Genomic DNA, 16,235 nt, shown 5'->3' on the forward strand with positions numbered 1-16,235 from the left:
AGAAAGACCGGCAGAATATAGGAAAATTCTACACACTCTCAAGGGGCGGTTTCATACGACCTTAAGTAGGCTGGTGCCAGCTTTGATGCAGCAAAAAGGGTAAAGCGATGTATTTGCACAAAGTGGAAGGGCCAAGGTCTGTTTCTTTGCCGGATGGGTCCATACTGACGCGCGCCGATCTGCCGCCGACAAGCACAAGGCGGTGGGTGGCCTCACGCAAGATTCTGGTCGTGCGTGGTGTGCTTTACGGGCTGATCAGCCTGTCTGAGGCAAAACAGAAATACGGCATAAGTGACGAAGAGTTCAACGGCTGGGTTTCCCTGGTCGCGGAACACGGTGTCGAGGCTTTGAAAGCCACGGCCTTAAAAAAGTATCGACAACTTAAAGGAGAGCGAGAATAAATGATTCAACGGTAACGTCAGATTAACCATTCTTGGTCAGGTTTGATTTTAATTGGAATTATTGACCCGAATTGGAGCAGTGAAAATGCGTATACTTCTTGTCGAGGATGATCCGACCACGTCTAAAAGCATCGAACTGATGCTGACGCATGCGAACCTAAACGTTTATGCAACGGATCTTGGCGAAGAAGGTATCGATCTGGCAAAGCTCTACGATTACGACCTGATCTTGCTGGACCTGAACCTGCCGGACATGAACGGGCATGAAGTGTTGCGCCAGTTGCGGATTGCCCGGGTGGAAACACCTATCCTGATCCTTTCGGGCGCAGATGATACGGACAGCAAGATCAAAGGTTTCGGGTTTGGCGCGGATGACTATCTGACCAAACCCTTCCATCGCGAAGAACTGGTGGCTCGCATTCATGCCATCATCCGCCGGTCGAAAGGGCATTCGCAGTCCATCATCCACACTGGTCGCGTGGCTGTGAATCTGGACGCCAAGACCGTTGAGGTGGACGGAAAAACCGTGCACCTGACAGGAAAAGAGTACCAGATGCTGGAATTGCTCAGCTTGCGTAAGGGCACGACTCTGACCAAGGAAATGTTTCTGAACCACCTATACGGCGGCATGGATGAACCCGAGTTGAAGATCATCGACGTCTTCATCTGCAAACTGCGCAAAAAACTCAGCAACGCAACGGGTGGCGAGAATTATATCGAAACCGTATGGGGCCGGGGTTACGTGTTGCGCGATCCGCAAAGCAACACTCTGGACGAGACGAGAATGGCGGTCGGCCTCTGATTTGAACCGTTTGTGTCGCTGGTAGTCCAGGGCGGCACGTTGCACTCACGGCTCAGCACATCTGGACCTGGCCATGACCTCGCCCTATCACTGAGGTCCAAGAACGCGTGACAGGGCGAGGCCATGACCAATTCCATTCCCATATCAGACCTGACGGATGATGAGGCGCGTGCCGAACTGGCGCGGTTGGCGGACATCCTGTCCCGAGCCAACACGCTGTATCACGCAGAAGATGCGCCCGAGTTGTCGGATGCGGATTATGATGCCCTCAAACGCAGAAACGCCGAGATCGAGGCGCGTTTCCCCCACTTGAAACGTGCTGACAGCCCAACAGAGCAAGTCGGTGCCAAACCGGCGGACGGGTTTTCGAAAGTTACTCATGCCGTCCGAATGATGTCACTGGGCAACGCGTTCGACGATGGGGACATTGCCGATTTCGACACCTCGATTCGCAAATATCTGGGCCTTGATGCAGGCGCGCCGCTGGCTTTCACAGCCGAACCCAAGATTGACGGCCTGTCTTTGTCCTTGCGCTATGAGAGCGGACAGCTGGTTCAGGCCGCAACGCGGGGCGACGGTGAAGTTGGCGAGAACGTAACCGCCAACGCCTGCACCGTCTCTGATATTCCACAGCAGATTGAAAACGCGCCTGACGTTCTTGAGGTTCGGGGTGAGATTTACATGTCCCACTCTGATTTCGAAGCGTTGAATGAGCGGCAGGCTGAACGGGGGGGCAAACCCTTTGCCAACCCGCGCAATGCGGCGGCAGGGTCACTGCGCCAGCTGGATTCGGAAGTTACCCGATCCCGCCCATTGCGCTTCTTCGCCTATGCCTGGGGTGAACTGTCAGAGCCTTTGGCGGATACCCAGATGGGAGCGATTGAGCGTCTTGCGACGCTTGGGTTCCCCACGAATTCCTTGACGCGCCTATGTGCCACGACTGAGGACATGATCGCTCATTACCGGGATATCGAAGCGCAGCGTGCGACCTTGGGGTATGACATCGATGGGGTCGTCTACAAGGTAAACGATCTGTCTTTGCAGGCACGTCTGGGTTTCCGCTCAACGACGCCAAGATGGGCAATTGCGCATAAGTTCCCAGCCGAACTGGCCTGGACCAGATTGGAGGCGATTGACATTCAGGTTGGTCGAACAGGGGCGCTTAGCCCCGTGGCACGGTTGCATCCTGTAACGGTTGGCGGAGTGGTCGTCTCCAATGCCACATTGCACAACGAAGATTACATCGCAGGGCGCGATGCCAAAGGCGGCGCGATCCGTGATGGAAAAGATATCCGAGTGGGCGATTGGGTTCAGGTCTATCGCGCGGGCGACGTGATCCCCAAACTGTCGGATGTCGACTTGCCCAAACGCCCCGCCGATGCACGCCCCTTTGCCTTTCCGACACATTGCCCCGAATGCGGGAGTGATGCGATCCGCGAAGAAGGCGACGCGGTTCGACGGTGCACCGGCGGCCTGATCTGTCCCGCGCAGGCCGTTGAAAAACTAAAACATTTCGTGTCGCGCAAAGCCTTTGATATAGAAGGGCTGGGTGCAAAACAGATTGAAATGTTCTATGGGGATCCAACCCTTCCGATCAATGCGCCAGCTGATATCTTCACGCTGGAACAACGGGACGCAGCCAGTCTGACGCGGTTAAAAAACCGGGACGGGTGGGGCGAAACATCCGCCAGGAACCTGTTCGAAGCCATTGATGAAAAGCGGATAATTCCCTTTGCGCGCTTGTTGTTCGCACTGGGCATTCGACATGTTGGTGAAGTCGGTGCGCGCGATCTGGCGCTTTTTTACCGCGATTGGGATGCGATGGCACTCGCGTTGGACACTGCGCGCCCGGCCGCGCTGGCCCAACGGCAGGCCGATGAGGCGGAAGATGCAGAGCGTGCGGCAGCGCAGCTTGAAGGGCGTCGCGCGCGCGTGAAAGAAGTGCGGGACGCAGCCACCGCGGAGGCCAATGTCGCAGCCGACGCCAATGCCGCCTGGGCAGAGCTGATCGGCATCGACGGTATTGGCGCAACGCTTGGCCTTTCACTGTCGGACGCATTTGCCAATGAAGAGGAACGACGGGCTTTCGACACGCTGCGCAACGAATTGACGGTTATCGCCCCCGACGCGCCAGCCTCGGACAGTCCGGTGGCGGGTAAAACCGTAGTGTTCACCGGAACGCTGGAAAAGATGACCCGCGCCGAAGCCAAAGCGCGAGCCGAGGCGTTGGGCGCTAAGGTTTCCGGCTCTGTCAGCAAGAAAACCGATATTCTGGTCGCGGGGCCCGGAGCCGGGTCAAAGGCGAAAAAGGCGGCGGAACTTGGGATCGAAACTTTGGACGAGGATGGCTGGCTTCAGCTGATAGAAGGCGCATGAGCGGACGCCCCGAACAGCTTTTCCCGCTATTTGCGGGGCTGGAAACGTTGGATGGCGTCGGCCCCAAGACGGCAAAGGCCATGGCGCAGACCGGGGTGGAATCCCCGCGCGATGTTCTGTTCAGCCTGCCTTATGCCGTGGTGGACCGGCGCAGGCGGGATACAATTCAGGGGGTGGACCTGCCAGCCACTCTGACCGTGGAAGTGACAGTCGGCCCGCACAGGCCGCCTCACAACAAGGGAGGGGCTTATCGCGTTCATGTCGAAGACAGTCAGGCCGATTTCCATCTGGTCTTTTTCCACGCACGTGGTGAATATCTGAAAAAAGTTTTGCCGCAAGGATCTCGCCGCGTGGTTTCCGGCAAGTTGGAACTGTTCGACGGCATGGCGCAGATGGTGCACCCTGACCACATGCTGCCCGTTGAACAAGCCGGAGATATCCCGGAATTCGAACCGGTTTACCACCTTACGCAAGGGCTGACCCAGAAAACAGCGTTCAAGGCCAGCCGCAGCGCGTTGACACGCACACCCAAGCTAGAGGAATGGATCGATCCGGCGCAGGTGTCACAGCAAAACTGGCCGAGCTGGTCTGCGGCCATTCACGCCGGTCACAATCCGCGCGGCGCTGATGATGTCGCGCCGTTTGCCCCTGCGCGTCAGAGATTGGCGTATGACGAATTGTTTGCGCATCAGCTGACGCTCGCTCTGGCCCGGCAGCGAGAGCGCAAGTCGCGGGGGATCGTCAGCGTGGGAACCGGGGCACTGCAATCTAAAGTGCTGGCAAGCCTTCCCTATCGCCCGACTGATGCACAAACGCGCGCTATTGATGAGATTTCGGCTGATATGGCGTCTGACGCCCGAATGAACCGACTGTTACAGGGCGACGTCGGCGCCGGTAAGACGCTGGTGGCCTTCATGGCGCTTCTGATCGCCGTTGAGGCAGGCGGGCAGGGCGTGATGATGGCCCCGACCGAAATTCTGGCACGCCAGCATCTGGAAGGGTTGCGCCCACTGGCCGAGCAGGCCGGAGTGGTTCTGGAACTGCTTACCGGACGTGATAAGGGCGCGGAGCGGCGTGCCAAGATTGAGGCACTTAAACAAGGCGATATTCACATTCTGGTTGGCACACATGCAGTGTTTCAAAGTGATGTTGAATTCAAGGCGCTGAGATTGGCCATCGTCGACGAACAGCACCGGTTTGGCGTGCGGCAGAGAATGGAATTGTCGGAAAAAGGCAAGGGGGCCGATGTTCTGGTAATGACCGCCACCCCGATCCCACGCAGTCTTGCGCTGGCGCAATATGGCGACATGGATGTTTCGGTGCTGGATGAAAAGCCTCCGGGGCGAAAACCGATCAAAACGGCGATTGTCAACACACAGCGCATGGACGAAGTCATCGCCCACCTGCGGCGAGCGATTGATGAGGGGCGACAGTGTTACTGGGTGTGCCCTCTGGTCGACGAATCCGAAGTTTCGGACCTGACGGCGGCCGAGGAACGCTTCAAACGTTTGCGGGCCATTTTAGGCGAGGGAGTGGTGGGACTGGTTCACGGACAGATGCCACCCGCCGACAAAGACGCCGCGATGAGCGCGTTTCAGAACGGGCAAACAAAGGTCCTTGTTGCCACGACGGTGATCGAGGTCGGCGTGAACGTACCCAACGCAACGATCATGGTCATTGAACGGGCCGAGATCTTTGGGCTGGCGCAATTGCACCAGTTGCGGGGGCGCGTCGGGCGCGGGGATGCGGAATCCACTTGTTTGCTGATGTATCAACCACCGCTCAGCGAGGGGGGGCGTAAGCGGCTGGAGGTTCTGCGCGAGACAGAAGATGGCTTCCGAATCTCGGAAACTGACCTTGAGATGCGAGGCGCGGGCGATCTGATCGGGACTGCGCAATCCGGGTTGCCAAAATTCCATATCGCGGACCTGGAACGTCAGGCAGGATTGATGGCCGTCGCCCAATCCGATGCGCGGGCGCTGCTAACGACCGATCCCAAACTGACCTCGGACAGGGGACGGGCCGCACGCGTACTGTTGTGGTTGATGAAACAGGATCAGGCGATCCGTTTGATTTCAGTGGGTTAGCTATAATGTTCTCTAAAGTTCACAAATGTTCTCAAAAAGTTCTTTACCTGCGCTTGGAAATATGAGAACAAAAGGTCAACAAAGGATTAAAACTCTGACCGGAGGTGACCCTATGCTGACCCAGATCAAGACCGCTTTCAGCCGCGCGCAATCGACCATCCTGCAGGATGCCGTTGGCGTGTTGTCTTTGGTCGTGATGCTGATGGTGGCCCTTCACCTACCGGTTGGTTTCTAAGCCTTTCTGCCTGCGATCTCGTGCCGAAAAATCCGCGCTGTCATCCCCATTTCAGTCAAGGGTGACCTGCCTGTCCCAAACCCCTTGAGGGGCCATGCCTCGGCCCCGCGCGGTACACCGGACCCCACACGAGACACGCAATACCTGCCGCCGCCCTTTCGCCCGGAAAGCGCGGCGGCTTTTTTTACAATTGGCCGGTTTTGAAGATCTCCAACAGCGCGGACAGGACTGAGTTGGCAGCAACCGAGGCTAAAATCATCCCCATGACACGGCTGATGATTGCCGCGCCTGAATGACCGATCAGCCGAATAATGGGCTCGGCCAAAAGCATCAGTACAAACGCAACCAGCAATACGGAAAGCATGACAAGCGCTGTGATACCCTGATCCGCGATGCTGTAACGGTGGTTGTCAGTCAGGATAACGATTGCCAGCATTGCGCCGGGGGATGCCAGTGAAGGCACGGCAAGTGGGAAAATCGCCGGGTTCTGCTGGTGATACGCGTCTTCACGATCTTCTTCGGCTTGCCGTTGTTCGATCTCTTGTTTGCTTTCACCAAAGATCATCGTCAGGGCAAACAAAAACAGGATAATGCCGCCAGCGACCTGAAACGAATTCAACCCGATATCCAGCGCTTCGATCAGCACCTGACCAAATACAAGGAAGAACAGCAATACGGCAGCACTTATCACGGCTGCTAACATCGCTGTCCGCCGCCGACCTGCCGCGTCCAATCCGGCCGTAACTGCAATGAAAACGGGAATTGTTCCAATCGGGTCGATAACGACCCAAAGCGTCACGAAATGCTCGAGCAAATTATTCAAACCCATCCCTCCTGAAATCTGGGCAGAGGGTAAACGGGTTTACGCCAAATAGCTATAATCAGGCGCAGTTTGCCTGTTCAGCCTGCGCCATGGCCTCAGCCGTGGCATCCAGAACCAGCAGGATCGACGCGTGGCGGTTTTTATAATCCCGTGCGGGCATAAGCACCTCAAGCCCATCAAACGGCGCATCAGGTGCAGGGCCGCCAGTCTTGAGCATGGCCGCCAACTGATCGCGCGCAGCTTCGACCTGCGCCCGCGACGCGCCAATTATCGCTTCCCCAACGACCGAGGCGGACGCTTGCCCCAAAGCGCAGGCTTTGACGTCCTGACCAAAGGCACTGATCTGACCATCGCGAACCTTGATGTCCACAGTTACAGTCGATCCGCATAAAGGTGAGCGTTTCTTGACGGTTGCATCGGGATCTTCCAGTCGCTCAAGATGCGGAATATCCGCAGCCAGCGCCAGAATGCGCCCAGAGTACAGCTTAATCAGGTCGTTCTCGCCGCTCATGGCTTTCCCTCGTCGTGTGTTACCCATACATAGTGGCGAGCCCACCGGATGCAAAAGGTTTTTGAGATGTCTGACCCAGTCGTGTTTGATCCTTCTACTTTGAGATTTAATGAGGCGGGTCTGATCCCGGCGATTGCGCAGGATGAAACATCAGGCGAGGTTCTGATGATGGCATGGATGAATGTACAGGCGGTTGAAAAGACCCTCGAAACCGGGCGGGTGACCTATTGGTCACGCTCGCGGCAGGCTTTCTGGATCAAGGGCGAAACCTCGGGCCATGTGCAGGAATTGGTGGATTTCCGGATCGATTGCGACCGGGACTGCCTATTGGTTCTCGTCCGTCAAACCGGAGCAGCCTGTCATACCAACCGACGAACCTGTTTTTTTACCGCCGTTCGGGGTGGGGTGGAAACTGAACTGATGGCGCCAATGGAATAGGGGGTCAAAGCCCAACCATTCGGCGTATGTCATCTGGGCTGGCTCCGTCGGCCCGGTACTTTGCAATTGCGCGGGCATCGTCGCGTTTGGCCAGCCGTTTGCCGGCATCATCGCGGATCAGATCATGATGGAAATACTCGGGTGTCGGTAGGTTCAACAACGCCTGCAAAAGAACGTGGATGCGGGTTGCTTCGAACAAGTCCCGCCCTCGAACCACCTGTGTTACGCCCTGAGCGGCATCGTCAAGCACAACGGACAAGTGATACGACGTCCCCATGTCGCGGCGGGACAGAACTACATCACCTATGGTGGTAACTACCTCATCAGGCGTGAAAGTGATAATGCCGGTTTCGCCGTCCGGACCCGATCCCAACTCAAGAAATTGGTACCTGTCCGGGTTGCGGACCGCCTGACACGCCTTGACCACGTCCAATCGCAAGGGGTCCTGAGTTGGACGAGGAAGGTTCGATAAATCTTTGCCAGCAAACCTTTTTCGACAGGTCCCGGGATAAACAAGCCCGTCGGGTCCAAGCATGGGTGCGCCTTCCTGCGGCGCACTGGCTGCTGCTGCGATATCTTTGCGATTACACGTGCACGGATACAAAAGCCCCTGCGCCCATAGCTGGTCCAGCGCCTTATGGTAAACGTACATACGATCCGATTGGCGCATTACGGGTTCAGGCCATGTCAGCCCCAGCCATCTGAGGTCGCTGTATATCTGATCCTCCCATAGCTGTCGTGAGCGGGATCGATCGATATCCTCAATTCGCAGCAAGAACCGGCCGCTTTCAGAAGCGGCCCTATCGCTGGCAACCAACGCAGAATACGCGTGCCCAAGGTGAAGGGGGCCTGTTGGAGATGGCGCAAAGCGCGTTACAAGAGTCACGCTTTTTCTAATACATACACGTCAGAGTTAAGGTTGATACCAGGCAGGTGGGGACCGTGTTCACGAAATAACAAACGTGCTGCCCCCATGTCGACCCAATCCGTCAGACGGCAAGTGAATTTATGGTCCGCCAACGCATGATCGTTCAGCGAAAAGCCAAGCAAACCACCCTTGGGCAGTGCGTGCATCAACAAATCCAGTGTCTCGGGCGGGGCAGCACCTTTTCCGATCACTCCTATGGCTGTGATCATCGTGTACTCCCCACGCTTCAACGGCGCGGGTTTGGCGATATCGAATCCGGTCAATGCTCGGTAAACGCCTTTGCTGGCGGCTTCCTGAAGCATGTTCTCTGTTGGATCCATCCCATCGATGACCTCAAAGCCAACTGCGCGCAGGGCAAGCCCTGACAACCCGGTGCCGCAGCCGTAGTCCAGAATAGGTGTCTGAGGCTTCGGTGCGAAAGACCACAAAGCCGCTGCTACACGGCCCGGCGTGGCGTAACCGTGTTCACCAACTTCCTTTTCATAGGTTGCAGCCCAGTTCTGATAATGCGCTTCAGTCGCTTCAGGCGTGCCGAGATTGTATGTGCTGTTCAGAAACGTGTCGTTCATTCCAGCATGCTAGGCTGAGACCGCATTACGCGTCCAGTCAGCAATGCTCCAACCAGGTACTCCATTCGGCTTTGGCCCGGTCGGTATAGGCCTTGTACCGGTCTTTACGACCCCGACGCCCGCCTTTCAGACCATCCACGGGGCGAAACAGGCCGAAATTCACGTTCATCGGCTGAAAGGTCCTAGCCTCGGCACCACCCGTAATGTGGTGAATCAAAGCACCCATTGCGCTGTCTTGCGGAACAGCGGGTAGGTCACGCCCCAAAATCTGAGCAGCGGCAAGCCGACCAGCCAGCAACCCCATCGCGGCGCTTTCTACATAGCCTTCCACACCCGTGATCTGTCCGGCAAAGCGGATGTTGGGTTTGGATTTCAACCGCATTTGCGAATCCAAAAGCGTGGGAGAGTTGATGAACGTATTGCGGTGGATGCCACCCAACCGGGCAAAGCTGGCATTTTCCAAACCCGGGATCATACGGAACACTTCGGTCTGGGCACCATATTTCATCTTGGTCTGAAAACCCACGATGTTGAACAAGGTGCCCAAAGCGTTATCACGGCGCAGCTGCACCACCGCATGAGGTTTCACGTCGGGCTCATGCGGGTTGGTCAGCCCGACCGGTTTCATCGGTCCATGGCGCAGCGTTTCGCGACCGCGTTCGGCCATAACCTCGATGGGTAGGCAACCGTCGAAGTAACCTGCTGTCTCTCCTTCGTGAAATTCAGTTTTTTCTGCTGCCAGAAGCGCGTCTATGAAGGCTTCATACTGATCCCGGTCCATCGGACAGTTCAGATAGGCTGTGCGTTCTTCTTCGGTCTCGCCCTTGTCGTAGCGTGATTGCATCCACGCTTTGCTCATGTCGATGCTCTCGGCATAGACGATCGGTGCGATGGCGTCGAAAAAGGCAAGTGCGTCAGACCCTGTCTCGGTCTGGATGGCCTGGCCCAGCACGGGCGACGTCAGGGGGCCGGTCGCAAAGATCCACTGGCCTTCGTCGGGCAGGGTCGTCACTTCTTCGTCGGTTACCGTCACGCGCGGGTGGGCGCGAAGTTTTGCGGTCACGCTTTCTGCAAACGGGTCACGATCCACAGCCAGCGCTCCACCGGCTGGCAGGCGGTGTTCATCGGCCGTTGTCATGATCAACCCATTGGCGGCGCGCATTTCCCAATGCAGCAGGCCCACGGCATTCTGCTCATCATCATCCGAGCGGAACGAGTTCGAACACACCATTTCCGCCAGATTGCCGGTCTGGTGTGCAAAGGTGCCGATGGTCGGACGCATTTCGTGGATCACAACATCCACGTCCATTTCAGCAGCTTGCCAGGCCGCTTCTGACCCGGCCATGCCGCCGCCTACAATATGCAAAACTTGTGTCATGCGATGCCACATAGGGCAGACCACAATCGGGCGCAACTGAGGCAAAGCGGTTTCGCGAATTTTATGAAAGGGGTCTTGGGGTCGCCGCTGCGGGATTGTCAGCGCTGGTGAGAGAGACCAGCTGGAGGGACCTTCCGCCCACGGCGACCCAAAAGTGTCCTGAGGCCTTGGCCTCGACCCAGCTTTGCCACAGTGTCGCCCTTTTGAAAAGTGCAAAATTCAAAACAGTGGCGAAAAATGTGCAAAACAATTGCATTATTGGGACCAATTTGGGGGACGTTTTTCGATAAAAGCTGAAATGCCTTCTTCTGTATCCCGGTACAGCATGTTTTGCGCCATTACGTCGCCGGTATAGGCATAGGCCTGATCCAGCGGCATCAGAAGCTGTTGATAAAAAGCCTCTTTACCGATTTTGACAGCGACTCCCAGCTTGGAGGCAACCTGTTCTGCAAGCGCATTGGCTTCGTGTTCAAGCCGCGTCTCGGGGACAACGCGGTTGACCAAACCCAAATCGGCAGCACGTTCAGCTGATATGAAGTCTCCTGTTGTCAGCATCTCAAATGCCTGCTTTCTGGGGATATTGCGGCTGAGGGCCACCATTGGGGTGGAGCAGAATAAGCCGATATTAACCCCGTTCACTCCAAACCGCGTGTCTTCGGCGGCGACGGCCATGTCACAGGTGGCCACCAACTGACACCCGGCGGCGGTTGCAATGCCGTGGACCTGTGCGATGACGGGCTGGGGCAGGGACTGGATTGACATCATCACTTTCGCGCAGCGCGAAAACAGGTCATTGAAATAAGCTTTGCCGCCATCTTCGGACTGGCGTCCGGCCGTCATCTGTTTCAGGTCGTGACCGGCGCAAAAAGCCTTGCCCTGACCCGCCAGGATCACTGCCCGGATCGACGTGTCTTCACGCAACGTGTCCAGTTCAGCCTGAAACGCCGACAGCATCTCGTCACTCAGCGCGTTCAGCCGCTCTGGGGCGTTCATTGTAAGCCGCGCAACAGCGCCAGTGTCGTTACGTTCCAGAATTGCCATCTTGCCCTCCGATCCCATGTTGGGCCAACTCTAGGTCGGTATGAGCAGGAGGGAAAGCATGGCTTTGGCATTGAACCGGGACGAACTGTCACAATACCTTAAGCAGGTTTTCCCGCAGGTGCACAAAGACTTTGTCGTCGAGGACCTGACCGAAGATACAATCACCATGCGCCTTGTTGTGCAGGATCAGCATTTGCGGCCGGGGGGCACGGTTTCGGGGCCATCCATGTTTGGGTTGGCCGATGTTTGTGTATACGCAATGGTTCTGGCGCGAAAAGGGCGTCAATCCCTGGCGGTCACAACGAACAGTTCCCTGGATTTTTTGCGCAAACCAGAAGGCAACACGGACATGATCGCCAAATGTCGCCTGCTGAAACTGGGCCGGACTTTGGCCGTCGGTGACGTGCTTATGTATTCCGATGGCGCAGAAGACCCAGTTGCCAGAGCGACGATGACCTATTCCCTGCCACCTGCAGGGTCTGCAGCCGCGAAATTCGGATAAAAAGACCGGGGACAAGCCCCGGCCCAGGAAGAGGTCCCAATAATGGGACTGGGGATCAGTTAAATCTGCCAAAAATGGCGCTTTACTTCGCGGCGCGCATCATGACGGGTCAGACCGACGTCTTTCAGCAAGCGGTCATCCAGATAACTAAGATTGACGCGGCTGCGGCGACGACGCTCCCATTGAGTGACCGCTGCCGCAAACCGCACGGCCAGTGCAGCGGCCAGAGGCAGCCGGGGGCTGTCGGTCAGCAGCAGAAGGGCGGGGGTGTGCATTGTGCGTGTCATCTCGGAATTCCTTTCAAATTGTATTGACACAAATTAGCTGTACTTGGTACACATGACTGATACATTCGAAATTGTGTCAAAAGCAAAGGAAGAATTGTAATGGATACAATTTGGCCAGAGGCGCTGTCAAAATCTAAAGGACCGAAATACACTCTGGTTGCTGACACAATTCGAAAAGCCATAGATAACAAATCTTTGGAAGTCGGTGTCAAACTCCCTCCGGTGCGCGAACTGGCGTATCGTCTGCAAATAACACCTGGTACAGTCGCGCGCGCCTATACAATCCTGACAGATGAGGGGTTGTTACAAGCCGAAGTCGGACGTGGTACATTTGTTGCGCCGCCGAAATCGCCCATTCTTGACGACGTTTGGGCGCGGCAACTGCATCTTCGCGACGACAAGTACAATGCCAATGTAAGCCTGTTCAGCCCAAGGTTGGCGGATATGGGGCAGGTGTCCCTGATCCGTGAATGTCTGAAAAAAGTGTCGCAAGCCGATCCGGGTTTGTTTCTGAATTACCCGACGCGCGATGCGTACCAGCCCGTGCGACAGGCGGTTGTGGACTGGTTGTCAGATCTTCCGCTGGGTGCACTGACCCATGATGATATTGTGTTGACACATGGTGGCCAGAACGGGCTTTGCGTTGTGTTTCAGACGATCCTGCGCGGGCCCAAACCTGTCGTACTGGTCGAGGACCTGTCTTATGCCGGGTTCCGTCGCGCAGGCGAACTGATGCGCGCGGAAGTGGTCGGTGTGAAGATGGACAAATGGGGTGTCGATCCCGCAGCGTTGGAGCATGTTCTGCGCCAGACCACAGCGCAGGCCGTCTGTGTGTCGCCAGAAGTTCAGAACCCAACGGGCGCGCACACACCGTTGGAGCGGAGGAAAGAGATCGTTGAGATTGCCCGTCGCTTTGATTTGCAGATCATTGAAGATGACTGCTATCGCATGGGCGAAGCCCGAGAGCCCAGCTTTCGGGCGCTGGCGCCTGAACGGGGATGGCACGTGTCATCAATCTCGAAGATTCTGACACCGGCATTGCGTGTGGGTTTTGCTATCGCCCCCAGAGAAAGAAGTGTGGATTTGCGCCGGTCCGCTGAATACGGATATTTCGGATTAGCCCAACCCTTGGCGGAATTAACCCGTCACTTGCTGTCCGATCCGCGCACGCGCCAGATCGCCAAGGATGTGCGCACGCGGATGGGGGATTATCTACGCGTTGCCGTCAATACCCTGGGTGGGTTTGATCTGAACTGGGGCCCGGACGTTCCCTTTGTCTGGCTGAGCCTTCCGTCTGGCTGGCGGTCGGCTGCATTCAGTCGCGCGGCCGAGAGGGAAGGGATACAGCTCCGATCCGCCGACGAATTCGCGCTGCGCGATGGGCGCGCGCCGAACGCGGTACGTATTGCCATGAATGGCCATGTGTCGCTGGAACGGTTCGAGGACGCGATGCAACGCCTGCGCATACTATTGGACAATCCGCCTGAACAAATCAGCGTTTGAGGGTGGGGTAAAATAATACCTATTTTTTAAGTTCTTGTTTTTACATACATAAATAAGACAAGTGTTGCTTGACCTGCGTGCAGGCACCTCATAAAACCCGTCCATCGAATTCGGGCCGCTCCGCTGGGGCGGTCTTTCACATCAAACAGGACTATCCTGCCATGAAAACCTTTTCTGCAACACCTGCAGACATCGACAAGAAGTGGATCCTGATCGACGCCGAAGGCGTTGTTCTGGGCCGTCTTGCTTCGATCGTCGCCATGCGCCTGCGTGGCAAGCACAAAGCGTCGTTCACCCCGAACATGGACATGGGCGACAACGTCATCGTGATCAACGCTGACAAAATCCAGATGACCGGCAAGAAGCGCGAAGAAAACTTCTACTGGCACACTGGCCACCCGGGCGGCATCAAGTCGCGCACCAAACAGCAGATTTTGGAAGGTGCGCACCCCGAGCGCGTGGTCTTCCAGGCCGTCAAGCGCATGCTGCCAGGCAACCGCCTGTCGCGCCAGCAGATGACCAACCTGCGTATCTATGCCGGTGCCGAGCACCCGCACGAGGCCCAGGCCCCCGAAGTTCTGGACGTCAAGTCCATGAACAAGAAAAACACCCGGAGCTAATGACCGATGGTTGATCAGATCAATACTCTCGAAGAGCTGAGCGCCGTCGCAGGCGTTGAAACCGTGGCCGAAGAAGTCATCGTGCGTGAACCCGTACGTGACGAGCTGGGCCGTTCCTATGCCACTGGCAAGCGTAAAGACGCTGTTGCCCGCGTCTGGATCAAGCCGGGTTCCGGCAAGGTCACCGTGAACGGCAAAGATCAGGACGTCTATTTTGCACGCCCCGTTCTGCAGCTGATCCTGCGCCAGCCGTTCCAGGTTGCCGGCGTAGAAGGTGAATTCGACGTTGTTGCAACCGTCAAAGGCGGTGGCCTGACCGGTCAGGCCGGTGCGGTTAAGCACGGCATCTCGAAAGCGCTGCAACTCTATGATCCGAACCTGCGTGGCGCACTGAAAGCCGCTGGCTTCCTGACCCGCGACAGCCGCGTTGTGGAACGTAAGAAATTCGGTAAGCGCAAAGCCCGCCGTTCGTTCCAGTTCTCGAAGCGTTAATTCGCCGGGAATACCAAAAAGAAAGGGCTCGCACTTGCGAGCCCTTTTGCTTTGCGCGGGTCAGGGATTCATTCTTCGTGAACGAGTTTCCACGCACCGTTTTCAACAACGTTGACGAACACAGTATCCGCGCCCTGATGATCCTCAGGACCATAGGTGATGTGGTTGCCAACCAGATCGTCCTGATAATCCAGCGTTTCCATCGCTGCGATGAAACTGTCCTGCGTCAGATCAGGGCCTGCGGCCTCCAACGCCTTAACCATCATTTCAGCCGCCGAATAACCCAGCATGGCAAATCCGACCGGATCTTCGCCTGTGGCTGCCTTGTATTCCTCGATAAATGCGGCCGGGGCAGGTTGATCCGCACGCGCCCAAAGATCCTGCCACGAAGCTGCCGCGTAGAATCCATCAGTCACGCCACCGGGCACCTGCGCCACGACCGTTAGGAAACTGGCCGAGGTGCCGAGAAATTTCATATCAGTCAGGCCCATTTTCTTTGCGGTGCCCACGACGGTGATTGCCTGCCGCACCCCAAGCGCCATGGTGACGATATCGCAACCCTCTTCCTTGAGCTTGCTCAGCGATCCGACAAAGTCCGTTTCATCCGGTTTATGGGTGGTTTCTGATCCAAAAGTGATCCCGGCCTCTTCGGCTCCGGCCTTGCTGCCTTCTAGAATTTCCTCACCAAAATCTGTCGGCAGGTACATGGTGCAGACCGTCTTTGAGCCAAACTCGCCTGCCAGATAGTTCACGCCAACGCGCGCCTGATCGAAATAGGTCGAGAAGGAGGTGAACTTGTTCCGCATGGGTTCCTGCAACATCTGACGCGCAGCTGTAAGAGGCGCTACGTTGGGAATGCCTTTGGGATCCAACAGCTTGAACCCTGCCATGTTCATCGGCGTGCCAAGCGATTGCAGCATGGCGAATACTTTGTCGCGATTCAGCAGTTTGTTATAGCCCTGCATGGCTCGCGGCATCTGATAGCCGTTGTCTTCGACCACGTAACGAATTTTGCGCCCGTGCACGCCGCCAGCCGCATTCACCCGATCAAAGACGACATTTGCACCTTTGGTTGCCGGAACACCAACCGCGGCAAAAATCCCGCTCAGGTCGTTGACAGAACCAATGACAATCTCATCATCGGTCACGCCCTGTGTTTGCGCCCAACCAAGTGTTGCCGATGCTGTCAGCAGTGATGCAGCCGCCAGCCTGTTACGTAATTTCTTCATCTCTTTCCTCCCG

18 protein-coding genes are annotated in these 16,235 nt (G+C 56.6%); 10 read left to right on the forward strand and 8 right to left on the reverse strand.

The features are described 5' to 3' along the window. Positions 1–107 precede the first annotated feature (107 nt). The 5 genes from sciP to ACR3E2_RS04565 all read left to right on the forward strand — a co-directional run bounded on the left by sciP (position 108) and on the right by ACR3E2_RS04565 (position 5,901). Positions 108–401, forward strand: coding sequence for a CtrA inhibitor SciP (gene sciP / locus ACR3E2_RS04545; RefSeq protein ID WP_480481012.1), 294 nt, complete (start codon positions 108–110; stop codon positions 399–401). An 85-nt stretch (positions 402–486) separates the two neighbouring features. Continuing rightward, entirely contained in the window at positions 487–1,203 is a 717-nt protein-coding gene (gene ctrA, locus ACR3E2_RS04550) for a response regulator transcription factor CtrA (RefSeq protein ID WP_267364745.1), read from the forward strand. 123 nt (positions 1,204–1,326) lie between these two features. After that, a complete protein-coding gene (gene ligA / locus ACR3E2_RS04555; protein ID WP_480481009.1) occupies positions 1,327–3,579 on the forward strand; it encodes an NAD-dependent DNA ligase LigA in 2,253 nt (750 codons plus the stop codon). Then, positions 3,576–5,666 carry an ATP-dependent DNA helicase RecG gene (recG, locus tag ACR3E2_RS04560; protein WP_480481007.1) on the forward strand — a complete coding sequence of 697 codons (2,091 nt, stop codon included), beginning with the start codon at positions 3,576–3,578 and terminating at the stop codon, positions 5,664–5,666. The genes ligA and recG overlap by 4 nt, the downstream gene beginning before the upstream one ends. A 112-nt stretch (positions 5,667–5,778) precedes the next feature. After that, positions 5,779–5,901: a hypothetical protein gene (locus ACR3E2_RS04565; protein ID WP_267366389.1), complete on the forward strand. Its 123-nt coding sequence runs from the start codon at positions 5,779–5,781 to the stop codon at positions 5,899–5,901. Between the two features lie 184 nt (positions 5,902–6,085). Here the strand turns inward: ACR3E2_RS04565 and ACR3E2_RS04570 are convergent, their stop codons facing one another. Continuing rightward, on the reverse strand, positions 6,086–6,724 hold the full coding sequence (locus ACR3E2_RS04570; protein ID WP_267366387.1) for a MarC family protein: 639 nt from the start codon (positions 6,722–6,724) through the stop codon (positions 6,086–6,088). A gap of 58 nt (positions 6,725–6,782) precedes the next feature. Beyond that, positions 6,783–7,235, reverse strand: coding sequence for an iron-sulfur cluster assembly scaffold protein (locus tag ACR3E2_RS04575; protein ID WP_267366385.1), 453 nt, complete (start codon positions 7,233–7,235; stop codon positions 6,783–6,785). A 48-nt stretch (positions 7,236–7,283) separates the two neighbouring features. Here ACR3E2_RS04575 and hisI point away from each other — a divergent pair, with 48 nt between their 5' ends. Then, on the forward strand, positions 7,284–7,673 hold the full coding sequence (gene hisI / locus ACR3E2_RS04580; RefSeq protein WP_480481004.1) for a phosphoribosyl-AMP cyclohydrolase: 390 nt from the start codon (positions 7,284–7,286) through the stop codon (positions 7,671–7,673). A 4-nt stretch (positions 7,674–7,677) separates the two neighbouring features. Here hisI and gluQRS read toward each other — a convergent pair whose 3' ends face one another. From gluQRS to ACR3E2_RS04600, 4 genes are all read right to left on the reverse strand, one after another. Next, the gene (gene gluQRS, locus ACR3E2_RS04585) at positions 7,678–8,559 is read right to left on the reverse strand and encodes a tRNA glutamyl-Q(34) synthetase GluQRS (RefSeq protein ID WP_480481002.1); all 882 of its coding nucleotides are present in this window, start codon (positions 8,557–8,559) and stop codon (positions 7,678–7,680) included. Further along, complete coding sequence (locus tag ACR3E2_RS04590) at positions 8,556–9,170, reverse strand: class I SAM-dependent DNA methyltransferase (protein WP_480481000.1); 615 nt, start codon at positions 9,168–9,170, stop codon at positions 8,556–8,558. Before ACR3E2_RS04590 ends, gluQRS begins: the two co-directional genes overlap by 4 nt. 37 nt (positions 9,171–9,207) lie before the next feature. Further along, the gene (trmFO, locus tag ACR3E2_RS04595) at positions 9,208–10,548 is read right to left on the reverse strand and encodes a methylenetetrahydrofolate--tRNA-(uracil(54)-C(5))-methyltransferase (FADH(2)-oxidizing) TrmFO (protein ID WP_480480998.1); all 1,341 of its coding nucleotides are present in this window, start codon (positions 10,546–10,548) and stop codon (positions 9,208–9,210) included. A gap of 255 nt (positions 10,549–10,803) precedes the next feature. Then, complete coding sequence (locus ACR3E2_RS04600; protein WP_480480996.1) at positions 10,804–11,589, reverse strand: enoyl-CoA hydratase; 786 nt, start codon at positions 11,587–11,589, stop codon at positions 10,804–10,806. Between the two features lie 58 nt (positions 11,590–11,647). Here ACR3E2_RS04600 and ACR3E2_RS04605 point away from each other — a divergent pair, with 58 nt between their 5' ends. Then, positions 11,648–12,091 carry a PaaI family thioesterase gene (locus tag ACR3E2_RS04605; RefSeq protein WP_480480994.1) on the forward strand — a complete coding sequence of 148 codons (444 nt, stop codon included), beginning with the start codon at positions 11,648–11,650 and terminating at the stop codon, positions 12,089–12,091. A 59-nt stretch (positions 12,092–12,150) separates the two neighbouring features. Here ACR3E2_RS04605 and ACR3E2_RS04610 read toward each other — a convergent pair whose 3' ends face one another. Beyond that, a complete protein-coding gene (locus ACR3E2_RS04610) occupies positions 12,151–12,378 on the reverse strand; it encodes a DUF1127 domain-containing protein (protein ID WP_480472702.1) in 228 nt (75 codons plus the stop codon). 99 nt (positions 12,379–12,477) lie between these two features. Here ACR3E2_RS04610 and ACR3E2_RS04615 point away from each other — a divergent pair, with 99 nt between their 5' ends. From ACR3E2_RS04615 to rpsI, 3 genes are all read left to right on the forward strand, one after another. Beyond that, the gene (locus ACR3E2_RS04615; protein WP_480480992.1) at positions 12,478–13,881 is read left to right on the forward strand and encodes an aminotransferase-like domain-containing protein; all 1,404 of its coding nucleotides are present in this window, start codon (positions 12,478–12,480) and stop codon (positions 13,879–13,881) included. A 161-nt stretch (positions 13,882–14,042) separates the two neighbouring features. Beyond that, positions 14,043–14,501, forward strand: a complete 459-nt coding sequence (rplM, locus tag ACR3E2_RS04620) for a 50S ribosomal protein L13 (RefSeq protein WP_209503960.1) — start codon at positions 14,043–14,045, stop codon at positions 14,499–14,501. Between the two features lie 6 nt (positions 14,502–14,507). Next, positions 14,508–14,993, forward strand: coding sequence for a 30S ribosomal protein S9 (gene rpsI / locus ACR3E2_RS04625; protein WP_209503959.1), 486 nt, complete (start codon positions 14,508–14,510; stop codon positions 14,991–14,993). A 68-nt stretch (positions 14,994–15,061) separates the two neighbouring features. Here rpsI and ACR3E2_RS04630 read toward each other — a convergent pair whose 3' ends face one another. Next, the gene (locus ACR3E2_RS04630) at positions 15,062–16,222 is read right to left on the reverse strand and encodes an ABC transporter substrate-binding protein (protein ID WP_480480990.1); all 1,161 of its coding nucleotides are present in this window, start codon (positions 16,220–16,222) and stop codon (positions 15,062–15,064) included. Positions 16,223–16,235 lie beyond the last annotated feature (13 nt).

It is taken from the genome of Ruegeria sp. AL7 (genome assembly GCF_056536105.1).

Coding starts and splice junctions, on each gene's coding strand:
- sciP (WP_480481012.1), top strand. CDS start 108: ATGTATTTGCACAAAGTGGAAGGGCCAAGGTCTGTTTCTTTGCCGGAT.
- ctrA (WP_267364745.1), top strand. CDS start 487: ATGCGTATACTTCTTGTCGAGGATGATCCGACCACGTCTAAAAGCATC.
- ligA (WP_480481009.1), top strand. CDS start 1,327: ATGACCAATTCCATTCCCATATCAGACCTGACGGATGATGAGGCGCGT.
- recG (WP_480481007.1), top strand. CDS start 3,576: ATGAGCGGACGCCCCGAACAGCTTTTCCCGCTATTTGCGGGGCTGGAA.
- ACR3E2_RS04565 (WP_267366389.1), top strand. CDS start 5,779: ATGCTGACCCAGATCAAGACCGCTTTCAGCCGCGCGCAATCGACCATC.
- ACR3E2_RS04575 (WP_267366385.1), bottom strand. CDS start 7,235: ATGAGCGGCGAGAACGACCTGATTAAGCTGTACTCTGGGCGCATTCTG.
- hisI (WP_480481004.1), top strand. CDS start 7,284: ATGCAAAAGGTTTTTGAGATGTCTGACCCAGTCGTGTTTGATCCTTCT.
- ACR3E2_RS04590 (WP_480481000.1), bottom strand. CDS start 9,170: ATGAACGACACGTTTCTGAACAGCACATACAATCTCGGCACGCCTGAA.
- trmFO (WP_480480998.1), bottom strand. CDS start 10,548: ATGACACAAGTTTTGCATATTGTAGGCGGCGGCATGGCCGGGTCAGAA.
- ACR3E2_RS04600 (WP_480480996.1), bottom strand. CDS start 11,589: ATGGCAATTCTGGAACGTAACGACACTGGCGCTGTTGCGCGGCTTACA.
- ACR3E2_RS04605 (WP_480480994.1), top strand. CDS start 11,648: ATGGCTTTGGCATTGAACCGGGACGAACTGTCACAATACCTTAAGCAG.
- ACR3E2_RS04610 (WP_480472702.1), bottom strand. CDS start 12,378: ATGACACGCACAATGCACACCCCCGCCCTTCTGCTGCTGACCGACAGC.
- ACR3E2_RS04615 (WP_480480992.1), top strand. CDS start 12,478: ATGGATACAATTTGGCCAGAGGCGCTGTCAAAATCTAAAGGACCGAAA.
- rplM (WP_209503960.1), top strand. CDS start 14,043: ATGAAAACCTTTTCTGCAACACCTGCAGACATCGACAAGAAGTGGATC.
- rpsI (WP_209503959.1), top strand. CDS start 14,508: ATGGTTGATCAGATCAATACTCTCGAAGAGCTGAGCGCCGTCGCAGGC.
- ACR3E2_RS04630 (WP_480480990.1), bottom strand. CDS start 16,222: ATGAAGAAATTACGTAACAGGCTGGCGGCTGCATCACTGCTGACAGCA.